The sequence below is a fragment of the Odoribacter sp. N15.MGS-14 genome, from assembly GCF_000980245.1.
Lineage (GTDB): Bacteria > Bacteroidota > Bacteroidia > Bacteroidales > Marinifilaceae > Odoribacter > Odoribacter splanchnicus.
The window spans coordinates 1-20,281 of the sequence record NZ_LARE01000059.1; the positions used below are offsets into that span (position 1 = coordinate 1).

The 20,281-nt window shown below is 44.0% G+C and carries 17 protein-coding genes and 1 pseudogene; 15 read left to right on the forward strand and 3 right to left on the reverse strand.

Annotation, left to right across the window (positions count from 1 at the left end; all coding sequences use genetic code 11):
- From WS34_RS11465 to WS34_RS11520, 12 genes and pseudogenes are all read left to right on the forward strand, one after another.
- A pseudogene (locus WS34_RS11465) lies at positions 1 to 1,262 on the forward strand (hypothetical protein); the annotation flags it as partial.
- 53 nt (positions 1,263 to 1,315) lie between these two features.
- Complete coding sequence (locus WS34_RS11470) at positions 1,316 to 1,981, forward strand: CBS domain-containing protein (RefSeq protein ID WP_046404953.1); 666 nt, start codon at positions 1,316 to 1,318, stop codon at positions 1,979 to 1,981.
- Positions 1,982 to 2,071: 90 nt separating this feature from the next.
- Positions 2,072 to 2,983 (forward strand): NAD kinase, encoded by a 912-nt coding sequence (locus WS34_RS11475; protein WP_228026159.1) that lies wholly within the window; start codon positions 2,072 to 2,074, stop codon positions 2,981 to 2,983.
- Between the two features lie 147 nt (positions 2,984 to 3,130).
- Positions 3,131 to 3,742: a type IX secretion system protein PorG gene (gene porG / locus WS34_RS11480; protein ID WP_286693741.1), complete on the forward strand. Its 612-nt coding sequence runs from the start codon at positions 3,131 to 3,133 to the stop codon at positions 3,740 to 3,742.
- A gap of 18 nt (positions 3,743 to 3,760) precedes the next feature.
- Entirely contained in the window at positions 3,761 to 4,549 is a 789-nt protein-coding gene (uppS, locus tag WS34_RS11485; protein WP_046404660.1) for an undecaprenyl pyrophosphate synthase, read from the forward strand.
- 36 nt (positions 4,550 to 4,585) lie between these two features.
- Positions 4,586 to 7,138 (forward strand): outer membrane protein assembly factor BamA, encoded by a 2,553-nt coding sequence (bamA, locus tag WS34_RS11490; RefSeq protein ID WP_046404662.1) that lies wholly within the window; start codon positions 4,586 to 4,588, stop codon positions 7,136 to 7,138.
- 68 nt (positions 7,139 to 7,206) lie between these two features.
- Positions 7,207 to 7,716 (forward strand): OmpH/Skp family outer membrane protein, encoded by a 510-nt coding sequence (locus tag WS34_RS11495; RefSeq protein WP_041557324.1) that lies wholly within the window; start codon positions 7,207 to 7,209, stop codon positions 7,714 to 7,716.
- Positions 7,717 to 7,786: 70 nt separating this feature from the next.
- Positions 7,787 to 8,299, forward strand: coding sequence for an OmpH/Skp family outer membrane protein (locus tag WS34_RS11500; RefSeq protein ID WP_228026161.1), 513 nt, complete (start codon positions 7,787 to 7,789; stop codon positions 8,297 to 8,299).
- 63 nt (positions 8,300 to 8,362) lie between these two features.
- Positions 8,363 to 9,199: a glutamate racemase gene (murI, locus tag WS34_RS11505; protein WP_046404665.1), complete on the forward strand. Its 837-nt coding sequence runs from the start codon at positions 8,363 to 8,365 to the stop codon at positions 9,197 to 9,199.
- Positions 9,200 to 9,389: 190 nt separating this feature from the next.
- Entirely contained in the window at positions 9,390 to 11,570 is a 2,181-nt protein-coding gene (locus WS34_RS11510; protein WP_013612341.1) for a RelA/SpoT family protein, read from the forward strand.
- Positions 11,571 to 11,654: 84 nt separating this feature from the next.
- Positions 11,655 to 12,134, forward strand: a complete 480-nt coding sequence (locus WS34_RS11515; protein WP_013612340.1) for a Fur family transcriptional regulator — start codon at positions 11,655 to 11,657, stop codon at positions 12,132 to 12,134.
- 122 nt (positions 12,135 to 12,256) lie between these two features.
- Positions 12,257 to 13,525, forward strand: a complete 1,269-nt coding sequence (locus tag WS34_RS11520) for an adenylosuccinate synthase (protein ID WP_013612339.1) — start codon at positions 12,257 to 12,259, stop codon at positions 13,523 to 13,525.
- Between the two features lie 24 nt (positions 13,526 to 13,549).
- Here the strand turns inward: WS34_RS11520 and WS34_RS11525 are convergent, their stop codons facing one another.
- Genes WS34_RS11525 through WS34_RS11535 form a run of 3 tightly spaced genes read right to left on the reverse strand, consistent with a single transcriptional unit; the run spans position 13,550 to position 16,352 of the window.
- Entirely contained in the window at positions 13,550 to 14,506 is a 957-nt protein-coding gene (locus WS34_RS11525; RefSeq protein ID WP_013612338.1) for an ABC transporter permease, read from the reverse strand.
- The gene (locus WS34_RS11530; RefSeq protein ID WP_013612337.1) at positions 14,499 to 15,239 is read right to left on the reverse strand and encodes an ABC transporter ATP-binding protein; all 741 of its coding nucleotides are present in this window, start codon (positions 15,237 to 15,239) and stop codon (positions 14,499 to 14,501) included. Before WS34_RS11530 ends, WS34_RS11525 begins: the two co-directional genes overlap by 8 nt.
- A 3-nt stretch (positions 15,240 to 15,242) precedes the next feature.
- Positions 15,243 to 16,352, reverse strand: a complete 1,110-nt coding sequence (locus tag WS34_RS11535; RefSeq protein WP_374938094.1) for a COG1470 family protein — start codon at positions 16,350 to 16,352, stop codon at positions 15,243 to 15,245.
- A gap of 226 nt (positions 16,353 to 16,578) precedes the next feature.
- On the opposite strand from WS34_RS11535, the gene WS34_RS11540 reads away from it, so the two are divergent.
- From WS34_RS11540 to WS34_RS11555, 3 genes are all read left to right on the forward strand, one after another.
- Positions 16,579 to 18,720, forward strand: a complete 2,142-nt coding sequence (locus WS34_RS11540; RefSeq protein WP_087383653.1) for a cation:proton antiporter — start codon at positions 16,579 to 16,581, stop codon at positions 18,718 to 18,720.
- A gap of 298 nt (positions 18,721 to 19,018) precedes the next feature.
- On the forward strand, positions 19,019 to 19,585 hold the full coding sequence (locus WS34_RS11550; protein ID WP_046404962.1) for a sigma-70 family RNA polymerase sigma factor: 567 nt from the start codon (positions 19,019 to 19,021) through the stop codon (positions 19,583 to 19,585).
- 77 nt (positions 19,586 to 19,662) lie between these two features.
- Positions 19,663 to 20,281: hypothetical protein (locus tag WS34_RS11555; protein WP_046404963.1), on the forward strand; the 619-nt coding region annotated here is incomplete at its 3' end.

The window sequence follows — 20,281 nt, forward strand, 5'->3', positions numbered from 1 at the left end:
TGAATATCAACTCCGACGACTATTCTTGTGCCCATCCTTGTTTGTATAGGGATTCGTTGTTGTTCTTCGTTTCCGATATGCCGGGAGGAATCGGGGGAAAGGATATTTATATGACTACGGTACAGGGACCGGAATGCGGGGATATCGTGAATCTGGGTGAACAGGTCAATACAGTGTTCGACGAACTGTTTCCTTTTGTAGCCGGAGACGGGAAACTTTATTTCGCTTCCAACGGACATGTCGGCCTTGGCGGATTGGATGTGTTTGTGTCGGAGCGGCAGCCTGGCGGGAGTTGGGGTGAACCCCGGAATATGGGACGTCCGATCAACTCTTCGATGGATGATTTTGCTCTCGTTTTCCGGGATACCACTTGCTCTGACGGCTATGTGTCCACTAACCGGGGAGGGACCGGATATAATGATTTCCTGTTTTCCCTGAGACGGTTGAAGGATTCCGAAGTGCCTGAACGGATACTGGCTCGAAAGAAGAAAAATGAAGTTATAACGGACCGGTCTATGCCGGTGGAAAAAACACAGCAGGTGATGGCCGATCAGGATATGTTTACCGTAGATTACCGATATGCGATTCAGATCGGTGCTTTCCGTAATCCGGTGCCACGGGTATTTTTCGAACATTTCAACAATGTAAAAGTATACCTTGGGTTCGACAATGTGTATCGCTATACGGTGGGAGAATATCCGGAGGAACAATTGGCACAAGGTGAGTTACCGGTAGTACAACAGGTCATTCCCGATGCTTTTGTCATGAATGTGAAGCGATATGTGGCTCAAAAAAAGATTCAGCATGATGTGCAGGGAGATGATATCGGGGACGATGAATTATTACTCCGGCGGTTGAGAAATTATGAACGGGCAAAGCAGCAACAGCCGGAGTTGCCTGTCGAGCCGACTCACCGTTTTTTGGATAAACCCCGGACACAGGAAAGTCCGACCGGGGCAGTGGGATATACCATTGTGCTGATGTCGGCCGACGAGGTGTTCGACCCTTCTGAGTTCGAAGGAATAACCGATGTAGATGTCTATGCCGTTCAGAAAGGGAAATATATGTATTGTACCGGTATGTATGCTACGGTCGACGAGGCGAACCGGCAACTGAACGTTATCCGGAGGAAGGGGTTTAAGGAAGCTTATGTCTTGCGGAAAAAATCAGGGGTATTTTATAGCGAATCGGAACCTGCACCCAAAACAGCCGTTCCTAAAAAAAGAAATTCGGAAGAACTGAAAAAGATCCTGAATTTTTGACAGCTTAAAAACATTTGTAACTTTGTCTGTTGTCACATCGTTGTAAATGAACTATGATTGCATCAGAATTGATATCGAATGTTGTGCCGGTGCTTAAACCCGAAGATACCTGCTTGCAGGCACTCAACTGGATGGAACTTTTCCGGGTGTCCCATCTGCCTATGGGGCAGGGAAAGACGTATCTGGGCCTCGTGGATGATGAGATGATCTATGCTCACGGCGACCTGAACGATCGGCTGGATGTGTTGCAGATACCGGTGGAAGGTACCTTCGTTTATGAAAATTATCATATTTATGATGTTATCTGTCTGGCGGCCGGAAGTTTGTTGTCTGTGGTACCTGTACTCGACCGTAAAAATAATTTTGTCGGTTCGATTACTTTGACCGATATTCTCCGGCATTTGGACACTTTGCTATGTGTAGACCAGCCGGGAGGTATTCTGGTGCTCGAAGTCAACCGGATCGATTATTCATTGGCCGAAGTTGCGCAGATTGTAGAATATAACGAAGCCCGGGTGTTGAGTTGTTACGTGTCGGGAAACCGCGATTCCCAGCAACTGCAGATCACCTTGAAGATAAATACACTGAATGTAGATCCGATCCTGGATACTTTTATCCGGTACGGATATACCGTTAAGAATAGTTTTGTCACAGGCGAGGAAGAACAGGATAGTCTGAGGGAACGCTATGGATTATTGATGAAGTATTTAGAGTTATAGAGTTGCTGAGTTATAGAGTTGCTGAGTTTAAAAAGTTAGCAACTCAGCAACTCAGCAACTCAGCAACTTTTTTCTATCTTTGTCTGTTGAATGAAGGAGGATCGATTTATGACCGTAGCGATTTATGGCAGAAGTATAGAACCGGAATTTTTTCCTTACCTGAAACGTCTGGTCGAAGGACTGGAGAGGAAAGGAGTGGGGATGGTGTGTGAAGAAAAATTCGCTGCGCTGTTGAGTGGAAACTACGGTTACGAACCGAAATTTTTGAATTGTTTCGGCAGATGTACCTTGATAAAAGAGGAGGTTGAATTGCTGCTGAGCGTCGGTGGGGACGGTACTTTTCTGGATTCGGTGATTTATGTGAAAGATAGTGGGGTACCTGTATTGGGGGTAAATAGTGGACATTTGGGGTTTTTAGCGAATGTACCCGTGGAGGAGATAGAAGATGCTGTCGATTTTATCGCTGCCGGGAAGTATGAGGTGGAACAGCGGGATATGTTGCAGCTTGAAGTGGAAGGACAACGGATAGCGGATTTCGATTATGCCCTGAATGAAGTGGGAGTTTTGAAAGCTGCTACTTCTTCTTTATTGAAGATACATGCCTATATCGGAGAGAATTATCTTACGACCTATTGGGCCGACGGATTGGTGGTGGCTACTCCGACGGGGTCTACGGCTTATTCCCTGAGTGGTGGAGGACCGATTGTGAGTCCCGAATGCCGGAATATTATTCTGACTCCGATCTGTCCGCATAATTTGACGATTCGTCCGTTGGTGGTACCGAATACGGCTGAAGTGAGGCTGAAAGTGGAAGGGCGTTCCGGCGAATATGTGTTGTGCATGGACTCCCGGATCCGGAAGATGACGGACGGACAGGAATTGAAAATTTGTACCGGAAGCCAAAAAATCAATGTGGTGAAACTACCCCGGCATAATTATTACGATACCTTGAGGAATAAGCTGATGTGGGGGGAAGACAGACGCAACGGAATGAAAGACTAGAGTGAAAAATCGGAAATGGAAGTGGATAAAAAAGTGCTATACGATAGGACAGAACAAAGGGAGTTGCCGAAACGATTCCAGCTATGTTATTGTTTCTTAGCATTTGTTACCCGATTTTTTACCTTTATAAGCTTATTTTTCCCTCTTTTGTTGTTATCTTTGGACGGTTTTTGTCAACCTGGGGGAGAGTTCGGAGTTTTAGGAGGAAGGGGGTATTACATGGGCGAATATAATCCCAACCGGCACTTTGATCGGAGTCAGCGTTATCTAGGAGGTTTTTACCGTTATAATCTGAACGATCGTTTTGCTTTACGGCTGAATGCAGGTTTTTCGAAAATAGATATCCGGGAAAGACCCTTATTATCCAACGGGGAGACAGTATATCCGGCTGGATTTCATTGTACGGTGAAGGATGTAGCTGCATGGGTCGAATTTAATTTCCGCAGTTTTTGGGTGCAGAAAGTGAAAGAATCCTCCTGGTGGTCTCCGTATCTTTTTACCGGAGTGGGATATCTCGGAGCCGGCGATGAGAGTAGTGTTTCTATCCCTTTGGGCATCGGAGTAAAGTTTAATCTTTACCGGCAATGGTCATGTGGGATCGAATGGAGTGCCCGGAAATTGTTTACCGATAAAATAGATCTGGTGTACGATCCCTGGGGGACGGGAGAGACTAATTTTATATATAATAAAGATTGGTTTTTTGTGGGAGGAATTACGGTATCTTATCGTTTTCCATTGAACCCAGAATGTCACTTTTGAGTGAAAAACAGAATAATAATGCAAGATATTAAAGAAGAAATTATAGCAGCGGGCTTGCCGGAACATATCGCGATTATCATGGACGGCAACGGACGCTGGGCGGAACAAAGAGGCTTAGACCGGGTGTATGGACACAAACAGGGGGTGGATACGGTGAAGTCGGTTGTAGAAGCTAGTGGGGAAATCGGTTTGAAATACCTTACTTTATATACCTTTTCTATAGAAAACTGGAATCGTCCCAAAGCCGAAGTTGATGCGCTGATGGGGTTGATGACCGATGCGATTATCCGCGAAACGCCCGAATTGATGCGGCAGAAAGTGCGGGTGAAAGTGATCGGGAATACCGGTGATTTGCCGGAAGAGGTATGGCATAAGTTGGAAGGGCTGATTCACAGGACGGCTGCAAATACAGGAGTGACCTTGGTGCTGGCTTTAAGTTATGGAGCCCGTTGGGAAATTGTCGAAGCTGCCCGGAGGTTGATGGCCGATTATAAGGCCGGAAAAGTGACGGATACGGAGGAGGTTACGGACGAATTGTTTGCCCGTTATCTGACTACCGCGGGGATTCCTGATCCTGATTTATTGATTCGTACAAGCGGAGAATGCCGGTTGAGTAATTTCCTGTTATGGCAATGTGCTTATACGGAGTTTTATTTTATCGACAAATTTTGGCCTGATTTTGAAAAAGATGATTTATATTTGGCAATCCGTAATTTTCAGCAACGGGAGAGACGTTTTGGAATGACCGGAGAACAGATAAAAGTGAAGGGTGAAAAGGGAGAGGGGATAAACGTAACTGAAAAGTAACTGGTAACGCTGTCTTAGATAGCTAAAAGAATATATATGGTTAGAAAAGTAATTCTTTGTCTTTCAATAATTTTTTTCTGCTTTTGTCGTGTTATGGCGCAGTCGGCTGATACTTTATCCCAGCCTGATATTTATTATTCGAGCCCTAAAACATACGAAATTGCCGGTATCGAGGTCACCGGTATTGGTGAGCAGTACGATCCTGAAACATTGATTCTGGCTACCGGTCTCCGTGTGGGGTCCGAGGTGAAAATACCGGGGGATGCGATAACGAAAGCGATACGCCGTTTGTATGGCCAGGGATTGTTTTCCGATGTGACGATCTCTGTCGACCGGGTAGAAGGACAGAAAGTATTCCTGATTATTAATCTGGCAGAACGTCACCGTTTGTCTGCGATTAACTATATCGGACTCAAAAAATCGGAAGAAAGTAAAATTAAAGAGAAAATCAATCAGTTACCCGGAAGCCAGGTAACCGATAATATGATCGCCGGTGTACAGCGCATCATCGAAAAATATTTTAAAGAAAAAGGATACTACAATATCTCTGTGAAGGTTTTACAGCGGGATGACCCTGAAAGACCGAATTTTGTGTATTTGGATGCGACAGTCGAACGGAAGAATAAAATCAAGATCAGCGATGTGTTTATCACCGGAAACGAAAAAGTGCGTGACAGCAAGCTGAAGGGAGCGATGAAGAAAACCAAAGAAAAGTCGTTGAGGAATTTCTTTAAATCGGCAAAATATATTCAGGAAAGTTATGAAGACGATAAATATAACCTGCTCGATAAATATAACGAACTCGGTTACCGGGATGCCGCTATTATCGCCGACAGCGTTGTACAGGAAAGTCCGAAACGGGTGAAAATCTATATCGACGTCGAAGAAGGAAACAAGTATTATTATAATGATATTACATGGGTCGGAAATACGGTGGTCGATGCCGATAAATTATCCCGATTGTTGAATATTAAGAAAGGTGATGTCTATAATAAGAGTTATTTCGATAAGCGTTTGAATTCGGATGAAGATGCTGTAGCCAATTACTTCTACCTGAACAACGGTTACCTGTTTTTCCGGGCGATGCCGGTAGAGACTGTTGTGGGGAACGATTCGATCAATGTCGAGATTCGTATGGTGGAAGGACCACAGGCGACGATCGATCGGGTAATTATCAAAGGAAACGATCGTACTCACGAGCATGTAATCCGGCGTGAATTGTATACTTATCCGGGAGAATTGTTCAGCCGGGAAGATGTTATCCGGAGTGTACGGGAATTGGCTAATCTGGGACATTTCGATCCCGAAAAAATCAATCCGACTCCACTACCGAACCAGGAAGCCGGAACGGTAGACCTGGAATACAAAGTAGAGGAAAAAGCAAATGATAAGATCGAGATCTCCGGAGGTTGGGGGGCCGGTATGATTATCGGTTCTGTCGGATTGACTTTCACCAATTTCTCTATGAGGAATATTTTTAATTGGGAGTCATATCGTCCTTTGCCTCAGGGTGATGGCCAGACTTTGAGTTTGAAAGCACAGACCAATGGAAAATATTATACCTCTTTCAGTGTTTCTTTCCGGGAGCCCTGGCTGGGAGGTAAAAAACCGAATTCATTGAGTGTGTCGGCTTATTATTCCCGTCAGACCGGTTATAGCCGTAGTTATTATAACTCCTATTATGCCGGAAATAGTGCCAAAGACATGTATGATACCGATCAGTTGATGACCACTTTCGGGTTGAGTGCCGGATTGGGACGACGGATTACCTGGCCGGATGATTTCTTTACCTTATATACCGAGGCTTCCTATCAGCGGTATACCTTGAAAAACTGGCCTTATTATATTTTTTCCGAAGGAAATTCGAACAACCTGTCTTTTGCAGTACAATTGAGAAGAAGCTCTATCGATAATCCGTTGTATACCCGTGAAGGTTCTGACTTTACTCTCGGATTGACGTTTACGCCGCCTTATTCCTGGTTTACCGATAAGAATTATGCCAGTCCGAATATTAAAGATAAAGATAAATACCGTTGGATCGAGTTCCACAAATGGAAATTTCAGGGAAAAGTATTTATGCCTCTGGATAAAAATAAAAAATTTGTGTTGTATACAGGGGTACAGTACGGTTACCTCGGTCACTTCGACAAAAACAAGCGTTCGCCGTTCGAAGGATTCGAAATGGGGGGTGACGGTATGTCGGGATATAGCCTTTACGGACGTGAATATATCGGTTTGAGAGGATATGAAAACGGTTCTCTGACAAATGCAGGCTCTAGCTTTATCGCTCCGAATGCTTCCGATGCCAGCTTGTATTCCAAGCTGACCATGGAGTTGCGTTATCCGATTTCGCTGGCACAGTCGGCGACGATCTATGCGCTGGCGTTTATGGAAGCCGGTAACTCATGGTATGAACTGAAAGATTTCGAACCGTTCAACCTGTATCGGTCTGCCGGTGTCGGTCTGCGTGTATTCCTGCCGATGTTCGGGTTGTTAGGTATCGACTGGGGGTATGGATTCGACTCTGTACCGGGACGTCCGGGAGCTGCCGGTTCACAGATCCACTTCGTATTAGGACAGGAATTCTAAAATGGATTTGCGGTTTACGATTTATGATAGGACATTTTAAATTGAAAAACGGATTTATTTTATTATTTTTGTCTTGCATATGGAGTACTGCACAGGCGCAAAGCGGAACACGCTATGCTTTCGTGAATATGGAATATATTTTCAGCTGTATCCCCGATTATGCAAAAGCCCAGCAGGAACTGGACGATTATTCGCAGAAGTTGCAGGCCGATATTGATGCGGTATACGCGGAAATAGCAGAAATGCAATCCAGATATAATGCCGATAAAGTGTTTCTGACTCCTTCGATGCGCGAAGACCGGGAGAAAGAAATTGCAGCGAAAGAGAATAAAGCCCGTTTGTTGCAGCAACAATATTTCGGCACCGACGGTTATCTGTTCGCAAAGCGCGAAGAACTGGTGAAACCTTTGCAGGACGAAGTTTTAGCGGTCATTAAAGATGTCGCTAAAGAAGGAAATTTTGGTATGATTATCGATGTTGCCGCCGATAATTCAGTTGTCTATTTCGACCCGAAACTCGATAAAAGCAATGTCGTATTGCGGAAATTGGGGTATAGCGTCAAAAAGAAAGAAGAATAAACCGGTCGTCTGAATGAAACAGATCCGGAAGAGTTAGATAATTTAATGATAATATTTATAAACCAGAAAAATGATGAAAAATACCATTAAAGTGTTTGTACTTGTAGCTTTGACATTGGCTGCAATGAGTGTTTCTGCACAGGTAAAACTGGGCCACATTGAAACTCAGAAGTTGATTCAGGCTATGCCGGAATGGACTGCCGCTCAAAAGACTTTCGAAGAGGAACAGAAAAAAGTAAATACAGAGTTGAATGGTTTGAGAGAACAATTCCAGACTAAATTAGCCGAATATTCTGAAAAAATGAAGACTTATTCAGAGGCTATGCGGGCTACAACAGAAGAAGAATTGCAAGGATTGCAGCAAAGAATCCAACGTTTTCAGGAAACGGCTATGGCTCAACTGGAAAAAACACAAAATGATCTGATGCAGCCTGTAATGGAAAAAGCATTGAACGCGATCAAGGAAGTAGGTAAAGAAAATGGGTTTACTTATATCTTCGACATGAATGCCGGTATCCTGTATGCCGCTGAAAATTCACAGGATGTCCTGCCGTTGGTAAAGAAAAAATTAGGATTGCAATAAGGAGTGTAAAAGGATAAAAAGCCGCCTGGGATAGGCGGCTTTTGTCGTTTCTGATTCAAGGATATGGAGCAACACAAAGAGAGTATCGGCGTATTTGATTCCGGCTACGGAGGGCTGACTATTTTAAAAGAAATTGTCCGGAAATTACCGGAGTATAATTATGTGTATCTGGGGGATAATGCCAGGGCCCCTTACGGTGCCCGTTCTTTTGAGGTGGTCTACGAATATACGCGGGAGGCTGTTCATAAACTTTTCGAAATGGGGTGCCGCTTGGTGATCCTGGCTTGTAATACGGCATCGGCAAAGGCGTTGCGGACTATACAGCAAGTGGACTTACCGCAATGGGATCCCGAAAAACGGGTATTAGGGGTTATCCGTCCCAGCGTAGAAGCGCTGAATACCTATTCGCAAAACGGGCATGTCGGGATTCTGGCTACCCGGGGAACCGTAGCATCCGGATCTTATCCGATAGAAGTCGGGAAATTATATGGTGAAGAGAGGTTCCGGATTACCCAGCTGGCGTGTCCGATGTGGGTACCGTTAGTTGAAAATAACGAACTGGATGGAGAAGGGGCGATCTATTTCGTCCGGAAATACATTCAGGAACTGTTGGGTACCGATCCTGAAATCGATACGATTATCCTGGGATGTACACATTATCCGTTATTACGGCCGCTGATCGCCCGTTTTGTTCCTTCACGGGTGAAAATTATCGGACAGGGACAAATCGTTGCCGGGAGTCTGGCCGACTATTTGAAACGGCATCCAGAGATCGACCGGAGATTGGGTAAGGACAGCAGGCGAAGTTATTTAACCACTGAAAAAACAGAATTGTTCGATCGGATGGCCGGTTTATTTTTGAAGGAAGAAATTAGTTCACAAAGAATTTTTATGTGTTAAGTTGAAATCTTTTAGCAGTATCTCAATTATTTTTTTATATCTTTGGATAAGATAGGATGCGGCTCGGTAAAATCATCAAACAAGTTTGTTGTTTTTGCTCTTGCCTTTCACTATCTTTGACAAGGTATCGGTTGGAAGATTAAATGTCGTGCAAAACAATTAGTATCGTTGTCGGAGGCAGCTAATATCTATGACAGAACAAGAACAGATTAAAGAAGCTTTTGAAGATTTATTGAAATCGTTACGAAAAGAGACTTCTAAAGAGAACAGACAAAAAATCAAAGAAGCTTTCGAATTTGCCAATGAAGCTCATAAAGGTGTGAAGAGAAGGTCCGGTGAACCTTATATTCTTCATCCTTTGGCTGTTGCTAAAATTGCTGTGAAAGAGATCGGTTTGGGGACGACTTCTGTCATCTCTGCTTTGTTGCATGATGTGGTGGAAGATACCGATTATACAGTTGAAGATATCGCTAATTTATTCGGGCCGAAAGTGGCTTCTATAGTCGATGGCCTGACCAAAATTAGTGGGGTCATGGGATCGGATACCAGCCGGCAGGCCGAGAGTTTCCGAAAGATGATCCTGACGCTGGCCGACGATGTCCGGGTGATCCTGATCAAGATTGCCGACCGTTTGCACAATATGCGTACGCTGGCTTCTATGCCCGAGCATAAGCAAGTGAAGATTGCGAGCGAGACCCTGTATATCTATGCCCCTTTGGCTCACCGCATGGGATTACATGCCATCAAAACCGAGCTCGAAGACCTCAGTATGAAATACGAACATCCCGAAGAATATGAGGTTATCGATAAAAAGATCGAAGCTTACGAGAAACAATTTTCGGCACTCTTTGAAGAATTTATCAAGCCGATACGTAAAAGTCTGAGCGAGAACCACTACGAATATACCATCACCGCCCGTACGAAGAGTGTGTATTCGGTCTGGCTGAAAATGCAGAGACGGAATATCAGTTTCGATGAAATCTACGACCTGCTGGCCGTACGGATTGTGTTTAAACCCAAAGCAGATCAGCCTGAAAAATGGCAGTGCTGGAATATTTATTCTTTGATTACAGACATTTATAGTCCCAAGCCCGAGCGGATTCGCGACTGGGTGAGTGTGCCTAAAGCCAATGGATACGAAGCTTTGCACTTGACGGTTATGGGACCTGAAGGACAATGGTTCGAAGTGCAGATCCGTTCGGAACGTATGGATGAGATTGCAGAGAAAGGGTTAGCTGCCCATTGGAAATATAAAAATGAAGGCGAAAGTTCGGAGTTGGATAAATGGCTGGCGGGAATTAAGGAGATTCTCGATCAGCCGGATGCCAGTGCGCTGGAGTTCCTCGACGAATTTAAACTGAACTTATTCGCAAAGGAAATCCGGGTATTTACGCCTAAAGGATATATGCGTACCTTGCCTAAGGGAGCTACGGCACTTGATTTTGCTTATGATATCCATACTGAAATCGGAAATACCTGTATCGGAGCGAAAGTGAATCATAAGTTGGTGCCGATGAGCCATAAACTGACGAGTGGAGACCAGGTGGAGATTTTGACGAGCGATAAACAGAAACCTCAAAGGGAGTGGCTGGATTTTGTGGTGACGGCGAAAGCCCGGACGCATATCAACGCCACCTTTAAGAAGTATAGGAAAGAACAGATCCGGACCGGTATCACGATCTTCGAGGCTGTTGTGAAAAAATTGGATTTACCGCCTACCTCCGAGCCATTGAAGAAAGTTCTGACCGATTACAACCTGACCAATAAGGACGATTTGTATGTTGAGCTCGCTAAAAATATCATTACGGAAGGAGATCTTGAAAAAGTACTCAAGAAGAAAGCGGAAAATAAATTTATAAAATACTGGAAACTCCAGTTCTTATGGAATGGGAAAGACGGAGAGGAAAAAAAGAAGAACGACAACGATGTCCAGCTGGATGTCAATTCGGATTTCGTGATCGCTCCTTGCTGTAATCCGATTCCGGGAGACGACGTGGTTGGTATGAATATTGCAGGTACGAAGGTTACGGTTCACAAGCGTTCTTGTCCCGAAGCGATCCGCTTGATGGCCAGCTTTGGAGATAAGATTGTCCCGATTAAATGGGTGAGCCATAAATTGATGTCTTTCCTGACAGTGATAAAAATGACAGGAATCGATAAACCGGGGATTGTCAGCGATATCACCGCCCTGATCGCAAAAGAAGGGAAGGTGAATATGCGAATGATTCATTTCGATACCCGGGACGGTATTTTTGAAGGATTCATTCATCTGTATGTACATAATACAGCCGACTTGAATAATATAGTTTCCCGTATATCCCAGATACAAGGGGTAGAAAGCGTGATGAGGGTGGAGAATGAGGAAAGATAAGAGATGATAGATGGAAGGAGGAGAGAAAAAGAGAGGTGAAGATTAGAGTGAGAAATAGATAGGAAGAGAGAAAAAAGAATGAGGATGGAAAAGATGGTTGACGAAAGTTGTTCAAATATGGAGAAAATAAAAGAAACTGTAAAAGAGATTTTTACAACTTATTTGCAACAAAAAGGACACCGGAAGACTCCGGAAAGATATGCTATCCTGGATGAGATTTATTCGCATACAGGACATTTCGATATCGAATCCCTGTATGTTTTTATGAAGAATAAAAATTATCGGGTGAGTCGGGCTACTTTATACAATACCATAGAGTTGCTTTTGGATTGTAAGTTGGTGATCAAACATCAGTTCGGGAATAATATCGCCCAGTTTGAGAAAGCTTTTAACAACCGTTACCACGAACATCTGATTTGTCAGAAATGTGGTAAAGTGGAGGAGTTTGCCGATTCCCGGATCAACGAGGTCGTCGAACATATTGAAGATAAATACCAATTTTCTGTGCATCACCACCTTTTGTATATTTATGGATTGTGTAAGGCCTGTCGGGAGAGTGAGTGATTTTAGCGGTTTTTTCTGTTTACAATAGAAAAAAATGTTTACTTTTGCACGTTTGTGTTTCCCGAAATCCGACGGGAGGTTTTGGAGAAAGAATTACTGTAAACGAATAAATAAAGATACAGATGAAAGTTGATGTTTTACTTGGATTGCAATGGGGAGATGAAGGGAAAGGAAAAGTGGTTGATGTATTAACACCGAAATATGATGTCGTGACCCGTTTTCAGGGCGGTCCGAATGCCGGACATACCTTAGAATTCGAAGGGCAAAAATATGTATTGCGTTCTATCCCTTCCGGGATATTTCAGGGTGGGAAAAAGAATATTATCGGGAATGGAGTTGTACTGGATCCGGTTCTGTTTCGTCAGGAGGCTGAGAGTTTAGCTGCCAGTGGACATGATCTGACCAAACAATTGTGTATATCCAAGAAAGCACATCTGATCCTGCCTACTCACCGGGTGCTGGATGCTGCTTATGAAGCTGCTAAAGGAGATGCGAAAATCGGAACGACCGGTAAGGGGATCGGGCCGACTTATACGGATAAAGTGAGCCGTAATGGGTTGAGAGTAGGGGATGTGTTGTATCATTTTGAAGACAAGTATGCGGCTGCTAAGAAAAAGCATGAAGCCATTCTGAAAGCCTTGAATTATCGATACGATATCACGGAACTGGAAAAAGAATGGTTCGAAGCGATCGCCTACCTGAAGCGTTTTCAGCTGATCGATAGTGAGCACGTTATCAATAATTTGCTGGAAGAGGGTAAATCCGTACTTGCCGAAGGGGCACAAGGAACGATGCTGGATGTGGATTTCGGCTCTTATCCTTTTGTGACTTCGTCGAATACTATTTGTGCCGGAGCTTGTACCGGTTTGGGAGTCGCTCCGGGAAATATCGGTGAAGTTTACGGAATTTTCAAAGCCTATTGTACCCGTGTGGGTGCCGGTCCTTTCCCGACAGAATTATTCGACGAAACCGGAGAGAAGTTGTGTGCTTTGGGACACGAGTTCGGAGCTGTTACCGGCCGGAAACGCCGTTGTGGCTGGATCGATCTCGTGGCTTTGAAATATGCTGTGATGATCAATGGGGTTAGTCAGTTGATCATGATGAAGAGTGATGTATTGGACAGCTTCGATACGATTAAAGCTTGTGTCGCTTATAAAATAAATGGAGAGGAGACCGATGAATTTCCGTTCGATATTTGTGACGGAGTCGAACCTGTATACGTGGAAATACCGGGATGGAAAACAGATATGACCCAAATGACTTCGGAAGATGAATTTCCGGAAGAATTCAATGCTTATGTCAGCTTTTTAGAAGAGGAGCTGGGAGTACCGGTGAAGATTGTCTCGGTAGGTCCCGACCGTGAGCAGACGATTATCAGATATGAAGATTAAAAAAGAGCCGTAAGGCTCTTTTTTTTATCTGGACCGGATTTCTTTCCGCATAAAAGAACCGTAAGACAAAGCGAAACAGATGACCGTTGCTGCGATGAGGCCTGTAAGTTGAGGCCATACGATCAGCAGGCTTTGGCCTAGAGGCAAAGGACTAGGGATTGCCCCATGTACCTGTTCCATCGTCAACGGTCCCAGACTACGGACAGAAGGCATCAACAAAGTGGTTGTGGCTTCGTTGAAAAGCATACTGGGAGCAAAGCGCAATAAATTGAGCATAAACCGTTGATAACCGATCATTTGATAGGTGGTAGCCATTTCCGATGGACTGATGGCTTTACCGATCAGGTTGATAATCATATTATAGAAAATACTGAAGAACAACCAGATGGCGACACAAGCCAGGGCGGAAGTTGCAGCCTGACGGAATTTGATCGAAAAGAAGATCGAAAGATTCAGCCAGAAAGCCACATAACAGATACTGATCAGGATAAAAACGATGACCCGTAAAAATTCTTCTGCAGTTGGAGGAATACCTATGCTGATCAGCCCGAAGCCCATCACCAGAAATCCCAGAACGAAAAGCATGACTCCGATGACGATCAAAGCACCTACAAATTTGGCATTGATCAAATAATCCCGGTGAATGGGCTGCGATAAAATACGGCTTAAGGTTCCTTTATTCTGCTCCGAATTGATGGCGTCGAAGCCTAAAGCGATTCCTAACAGCGGACCGAGAAAACTGACGAAAACCGTGAAAGAAGGTAAAGTTCCGTCGCTGACCGTGAACAGCTTGAGAAAAAGAAACGAACCGTCCGGATCATTGGGTTTTATCGCTGCTCCGATGTTGGTTAGGGCGGTATAGAGCGATCCCATACACGTTAGTGCGATAATACCTATCAGGATAAGGAATCTCCAGCTTCTGACGTGATCGGCGACTTCTTTGCGGACAATTGTCCAAAAGGGACTGTGATATTTATTCATGACCTTGTCCTCCTCCGAAATATTGGTTATAAATGTATTCTAATCCATGTTCTTCCTGTTGCAGATCGTTGAGTGAGAGATCAGCCAGTAGCCGGCCTTGAGAGAATAAACCCACCCGGTCACAGATTTGTTGTACCTGGTCCAGGTGATGGGAAGAGAACAGTACGGTCAGTCCTCTTTCGTCCCGTAATTGCCGGATCAGACTGATGAATTCCTGTACGCCTGCCGGATCGATCCCCGAGGTGGGTTCATCCAAAATAATCACTTCCGGATTTTTGATGAGTACATCTGCCAAGCCCAGACGTTGGCGCATTCCCCGGGAGTATTTACCGGTCTTTTTATCGATTTCCCTGCCAAGCCCTACCCGTTCGAGGAGCTGGGCTGCATGCTGCCGGGCTTCTTGTTCCGGGATATTATTCAGCCGGGCGGTATATAATAAGTTTTCAGGCCCTGTCATGTCGTCGTAGAAACCGACATCTTCGGGTAGATAGCCTACCTTTTTTCTGACCTCGACCGGATAAGTCGTAGAGTTGGTACCACAAACATGCACAGTGCCGGAAGTCGGATCGGTCAAGCCCAGCATCATCAGGATCGTTGTCGATTTACCGGCTCCGTTCGGTCCTAAAAGCCCGAAGATTTCACCTTTGTGAATTTTTAGGTCCAATCGGTCGACTGCTGTGAAATGACCGTATCGCTTTGTTAACTGAACCAATTCGATAATGCTTTCACACATAGCCTACCTCCTTCCGTATTTGCGAAACAGATAGTAAACGGCACCTAAAGCAGCCAGGATGACAACGACACCAATCCAGCCGGTGATCATAGGGGTTTTGACAGATATTCTGAAATCGGTGGTTGTATCGGCTTCCGGTGCACGAGCAGTGATTTTAGTCACATAATCTCCGGGGAGAGCTTGACGGGAAGCTTTGAGGACAGCTGTAACATTCGCTTTATCTCCGGGAGCCAGACGATCCAGTTTGGACGGTTCGAAACTGACCTCCCAATCGATCGGTTTGTTAGCGGACAACTGGATGTCCTTTAATTCGGCAGAACCGGTGTTGAGGACGACTAGTTCGAGTTTCCGGGTGTCACCTGCAGTGATATCTTTACTCAAGAGACCTTGGGGGGTGGTTAATTCAATACGGTACGATCCGGTGATAACCACTTCAAACTCGAGTTGGGCAGAAGTGGAGCCGGTAGTAGCGATGACAGGTATTTTGTATGTACCGGCCTTGACATTCGAAGGAGCTGTGATGTCGACCGAAATATTTTCGCTGGCATTCGGGGCAACCTGTGCCGAAGTGGCTTGTTTATAGTTGGCTTTGAAAATGACATTCCAGCCTCTGGGGGCTTCTGCCATGAGAGCATATAATTGTTGTTCTGCAGTTTGGTTTTTCAATGTGGCGTTGAAAGTGAACGTCGATTTTGAATTTCCTTGCATATTCGGTTGAGTAGTAGTAAACTCTGTCCGGTAGGTCCCTTGTTTCGAGACCGTTATGGCAAGAGGCAGGCGGGCAAGTCCGTCTGCACCGATCGTGAAATGGTAAGTGCCTTTATTTACTTTTAGAGGTACATCTACTTTCAAGGTAAAATTCTTTTTTTCACCGGGGAGTACAGCGATCTCATCCAGTGTCCAGCCACCGGCTTTCATTTCATAGCTCCAGCTCTTCGGTAGACCGGCTAAGGCAAGGGTGGCATTTTTAACTTCGTCACTATTGTTGATGACATCGATACTGTAACTGATAGATTCTCCGGGTGGAACAGAGATTTTAGTGTAAGGAGTGTAAAGAATGAAAGTTTGTTTGGTTTCTGAGGCTTGCATTTTGAAGGGAAATAGTCCCGCCATCAGTACGATCAGGATGTAAAAGAATTTAGCACACATAATCATAAAAATTTCAAGTGAATATTTTAATGAAAATTGATACAATAACGCTAAATTATAAACTTTCTGTATTACTAATTATTAAAAGTTTCGAAAAAAAACTACTATAGACCGCAAGAACAAAGCGGAGGAAAGGGATTTTTATTACTGCATTTTTATTAAATTTGTCATGCTGATAAAACCGTTGCCTATGCTCTTACAAGTGTTTAGTTTGCCGCTGAAAAATCCGGTGTTGATTTTTTCTCTGATACTGTTTATTATTCTACTGACGCCTGTTCTATTACAGCGTTTAAGGATTCCTGATTTGATCGGTCTGATTATTGCAGGTGCTGTGATCGGCCCCAATGGTGTGGGCATTATGGAAAGAGACAGTAGTATAGAGCTTTTTGGAACCGTGGGGTTATTGTATATCATGTTCATCGCCGGTTTAGAGATCGATATGGCCGACCTGAAAAAGAATTATGGAAAAACCCTGACTTTCGGACTTTATACTTTTCTGATTCCCATGATCGTAGGCACTTTGACCGGTGTATATTGGCTCGATTTTTCCTGGCCGACTTCGATTTTGTTGGCCAGTATGTATGCTTCCCACACGCTTATTACTTACCCTATTGTCAGTAAATACGGTATTACCAAGAATCGGGCGGTTAGTATCGCTATCGGGGGAACGGTGATTACTTGTATTCTTGCTTTGTTGGTACTGGCGGTGATTGTCGGTATGTCTACCGGAGAAATAAATCAACAGTTTTGGATTAAACTGGGGGTTTCAAGTCTGGTTTTTATCAGTATTGTCGTGATCTTATTTCCCATGCTGGGGCGTTGGTTTTTCAAGCGTTATGAAGATTCCGTAGGACAATATATCTTTGTGTTGGCTTTGGTATTTTTTGCCTCTTTTCTGGCGGAAGCAGCGGGGTTGGAGGCTATTATCGGGGCATTTTTGGCCGGTTTGGCTTTGAACCGGTTGATCCCGAATACTTCAGCTTTGATGAACCGGATCGATTTTGTAGGGAATGCTATTTTTATTCCTTTCTTTCTGATCGGAGTGGGAATGCTGGTCGATGTACGCACTTTTGCCGCCGGATGGACTGCGCTTTGGGTTGCTGTCGTGATGACGGTCATAGCCACTCTATCCAAGTTTATGGCAGCTTGGATAACGGAGAAAAATTTTAAACTGACCCGCGATGAGGGACGTCTGATTTTCGGATTGAGTAATGCCCAGGCTGCGGCTACGCTGGCTGCCGTATTGATCGGGTATGAGGTGATTTTGGGTACCGGACCGGATGGGCAGCCGATTCGATTGTTGAATGAAGACGTCCTGAATGGAACTATCGTTATGATTCTGATTACTTGTACGATCGCTTCTTTTATTACCCAACGTTCTGCTCAGAATATAGCCTTGGCGGAAATGAGCGGTGACCGGATCGGTGATAGTGATGACGAGGAGGAGAGGATATTGATTCCCTTGAGTAATTCTGAGACAGTCGATGAGCTGATCACCTTGGGAACCGCTATAAAGTCCCGGCGTAATAAGGCACAACTGGTTGCTGTGAGTATTGTGAAGTCGGACAATACCGATCCGGCAGCGGAAAAAATTTCAGAACGTCTGCTTGAGAAAGCTGTTAAGACTGGAGCCGGAATGGATCACCGGGTGGATACCGTTTTACGTTATGACTTGAATATTGTCAACGGAATTAGAAATGTGGCCAAAGAACATAAGATCACGGATATTGTTATCGGCCTGCGTACCCAAAAGGATATTTCCGATACTTTCCTGGGGAAACTGACACAAGAGGTGCTCAGTAAATGTGCTACGACTACCTTGGCTTATCGTCCTATGCAGCCGATGTCGACGGTGAAACGTTATATCGTCGTTATTCCTGAAAATGCAGAGAAAGAGGTCGGTTTTCCGTATTGGTTGATCAGTATTTGGAACCTGGCCAAAAATGTCGGAACGAAAATTGTTTTTTACGGTACACCGGCCGTGCTGGATATTTTGCATTTGGTACAATCCAAACACCTGATTTTAGCTGAATTTAAAGAGTTTACAGATTGGAGTAATTTTAAGGAAGTGGCTACTGCTACACAGGATAACGATGCCCTGATATTGGTGATGAGTCGGCCGAATTGTCCTTCTTACTCCCGGCATATGGAATATGTCCCGAATTATATCAATAAATATTTTAATTCGATCAATTGTATATTGGTTTACCCGGTTCAATTAGGTATGGATGAGGATATGAGTGCTTTTAGAAGTATCTCGATGATCAACCACATCGAGGGCATGGATGGCTTAGTGCAGGTATTGGGAAAACTGTTTAGAAAAAATAAATAACGTTCGTTTAAATCAGTCGAAAGTTTATAAAGTCCATAAAGTTTATAAAGTCCCTGGGTTCTGCGGGTACTTTGGTAATTGACAATTGTCATTTGACAATTGATAATGTATCTCCAAACCTATAGTTTCTTTTTTATTCTTCTGATAATCAATAATTATCTTCTTTATTCTTTCTCTCTTTTTTCTTTTCTTTTTTATTTTTTCATGGAAGCGGAACTTCCAATAATTGTCAATTCTCAATTGCCATCTGTCCATTTTTCTTTTAGCGGATTCCCACCAAAAGAAACGAACCTTTTTTATGGTTACAAACGAACAAATTTGGCTGAAGCAGTTAGAAAAGGGAGAAGACAATGCCTTTCAGGAGTTGTTCTGTTTGTTTTATGCGCGTTTGGGAAGTTTTGCTTGTCGTTTATTGGACGAGCAAGTGATGGCGGAAGATGTGGTACAGGATGTCCTCTATGAATTGTGGGAACGAAAACTGCATTTCGAAAATATATGGGCCTTGAAGGCTTATCTATATAATATGGTACGTAATCGTTGTTTAGATGTTCTGAAACATCGTAAGGTGGAAGAAAGATACTTTCGCGAACAACGTTTGGCGGAAAATACAGAATTTTTTTTCCATCAGTTGCTGGAAGACGAAGTATATGCTTTGCTTCAAGAGGCGGTGAGGTCCTTGCCTCCGCAAGTCGGTAAAGTATTTGAACTGGTATTGGATGGATATGATAATTCGGCTATTGCCGAGCTGATGCATTTATCCATCGATGCCGTAAAATCCCATAAGAAAAGAGGAAAAAAGATACTACAGGAAAAACTGAGAGGGATGATTTTGTTCTATGTTTTTTTCCGAAACAGAGTTTTGTAAAAAAATTGGAAAAATGGATTGATTTATGTGACACTTTTCAATACCCTGGTCGTTTTGGGGGTATAAGAAAATTGAAAATGGAACTAAAACAACTCCCTCAGATAGCCCGCTTGCTTTCCCAGCGTTTGACAGATACTCTGTCGGTTGAAGAAGAAGCAGAATTTGAAAACTGGTTGTCGGCTGATGACCGGAATTTGCAGATGTGGAAGGAGATCAGTCGCAAAAATTTCTATTCGGAAAAGGAACTTCAAAGTCACTTATTTAATGCGTTGGCAGCTTTTTACAGGGTACAAGCTAAACATCACCGTCGTCTTTTCCGGCGAAGGTTACAGCGGATTTGTGTCGGAGTAGCCGCTATTGCCGTTGTCACTTTTGGGATTATTTGGATAAAGATCAATTTTGCCAGACAAGCGGATAAGCCTCTGCCGGTTTTTTCTCAATTCCCGGCCGGAGAAAGTCGGGCGGTATTGATTTTAGGAGATGGTCAACGCATGGAATTAAATCGGCAGATGGACGATTCTGTAATTATCGATGCCGGGATACGATTGGAGACAACAGGAGGAAAAGTGGAATACCGGCAGGAAAAAATACAGCCTGTTACCTTGACTTTTAATACGCTGGAGATTCCAAGAAAAGGAGAATTTCAGTTGGTACTGGGGGATGGTACGAAAGTATGGCTCAATTCGGAAAGTTGTA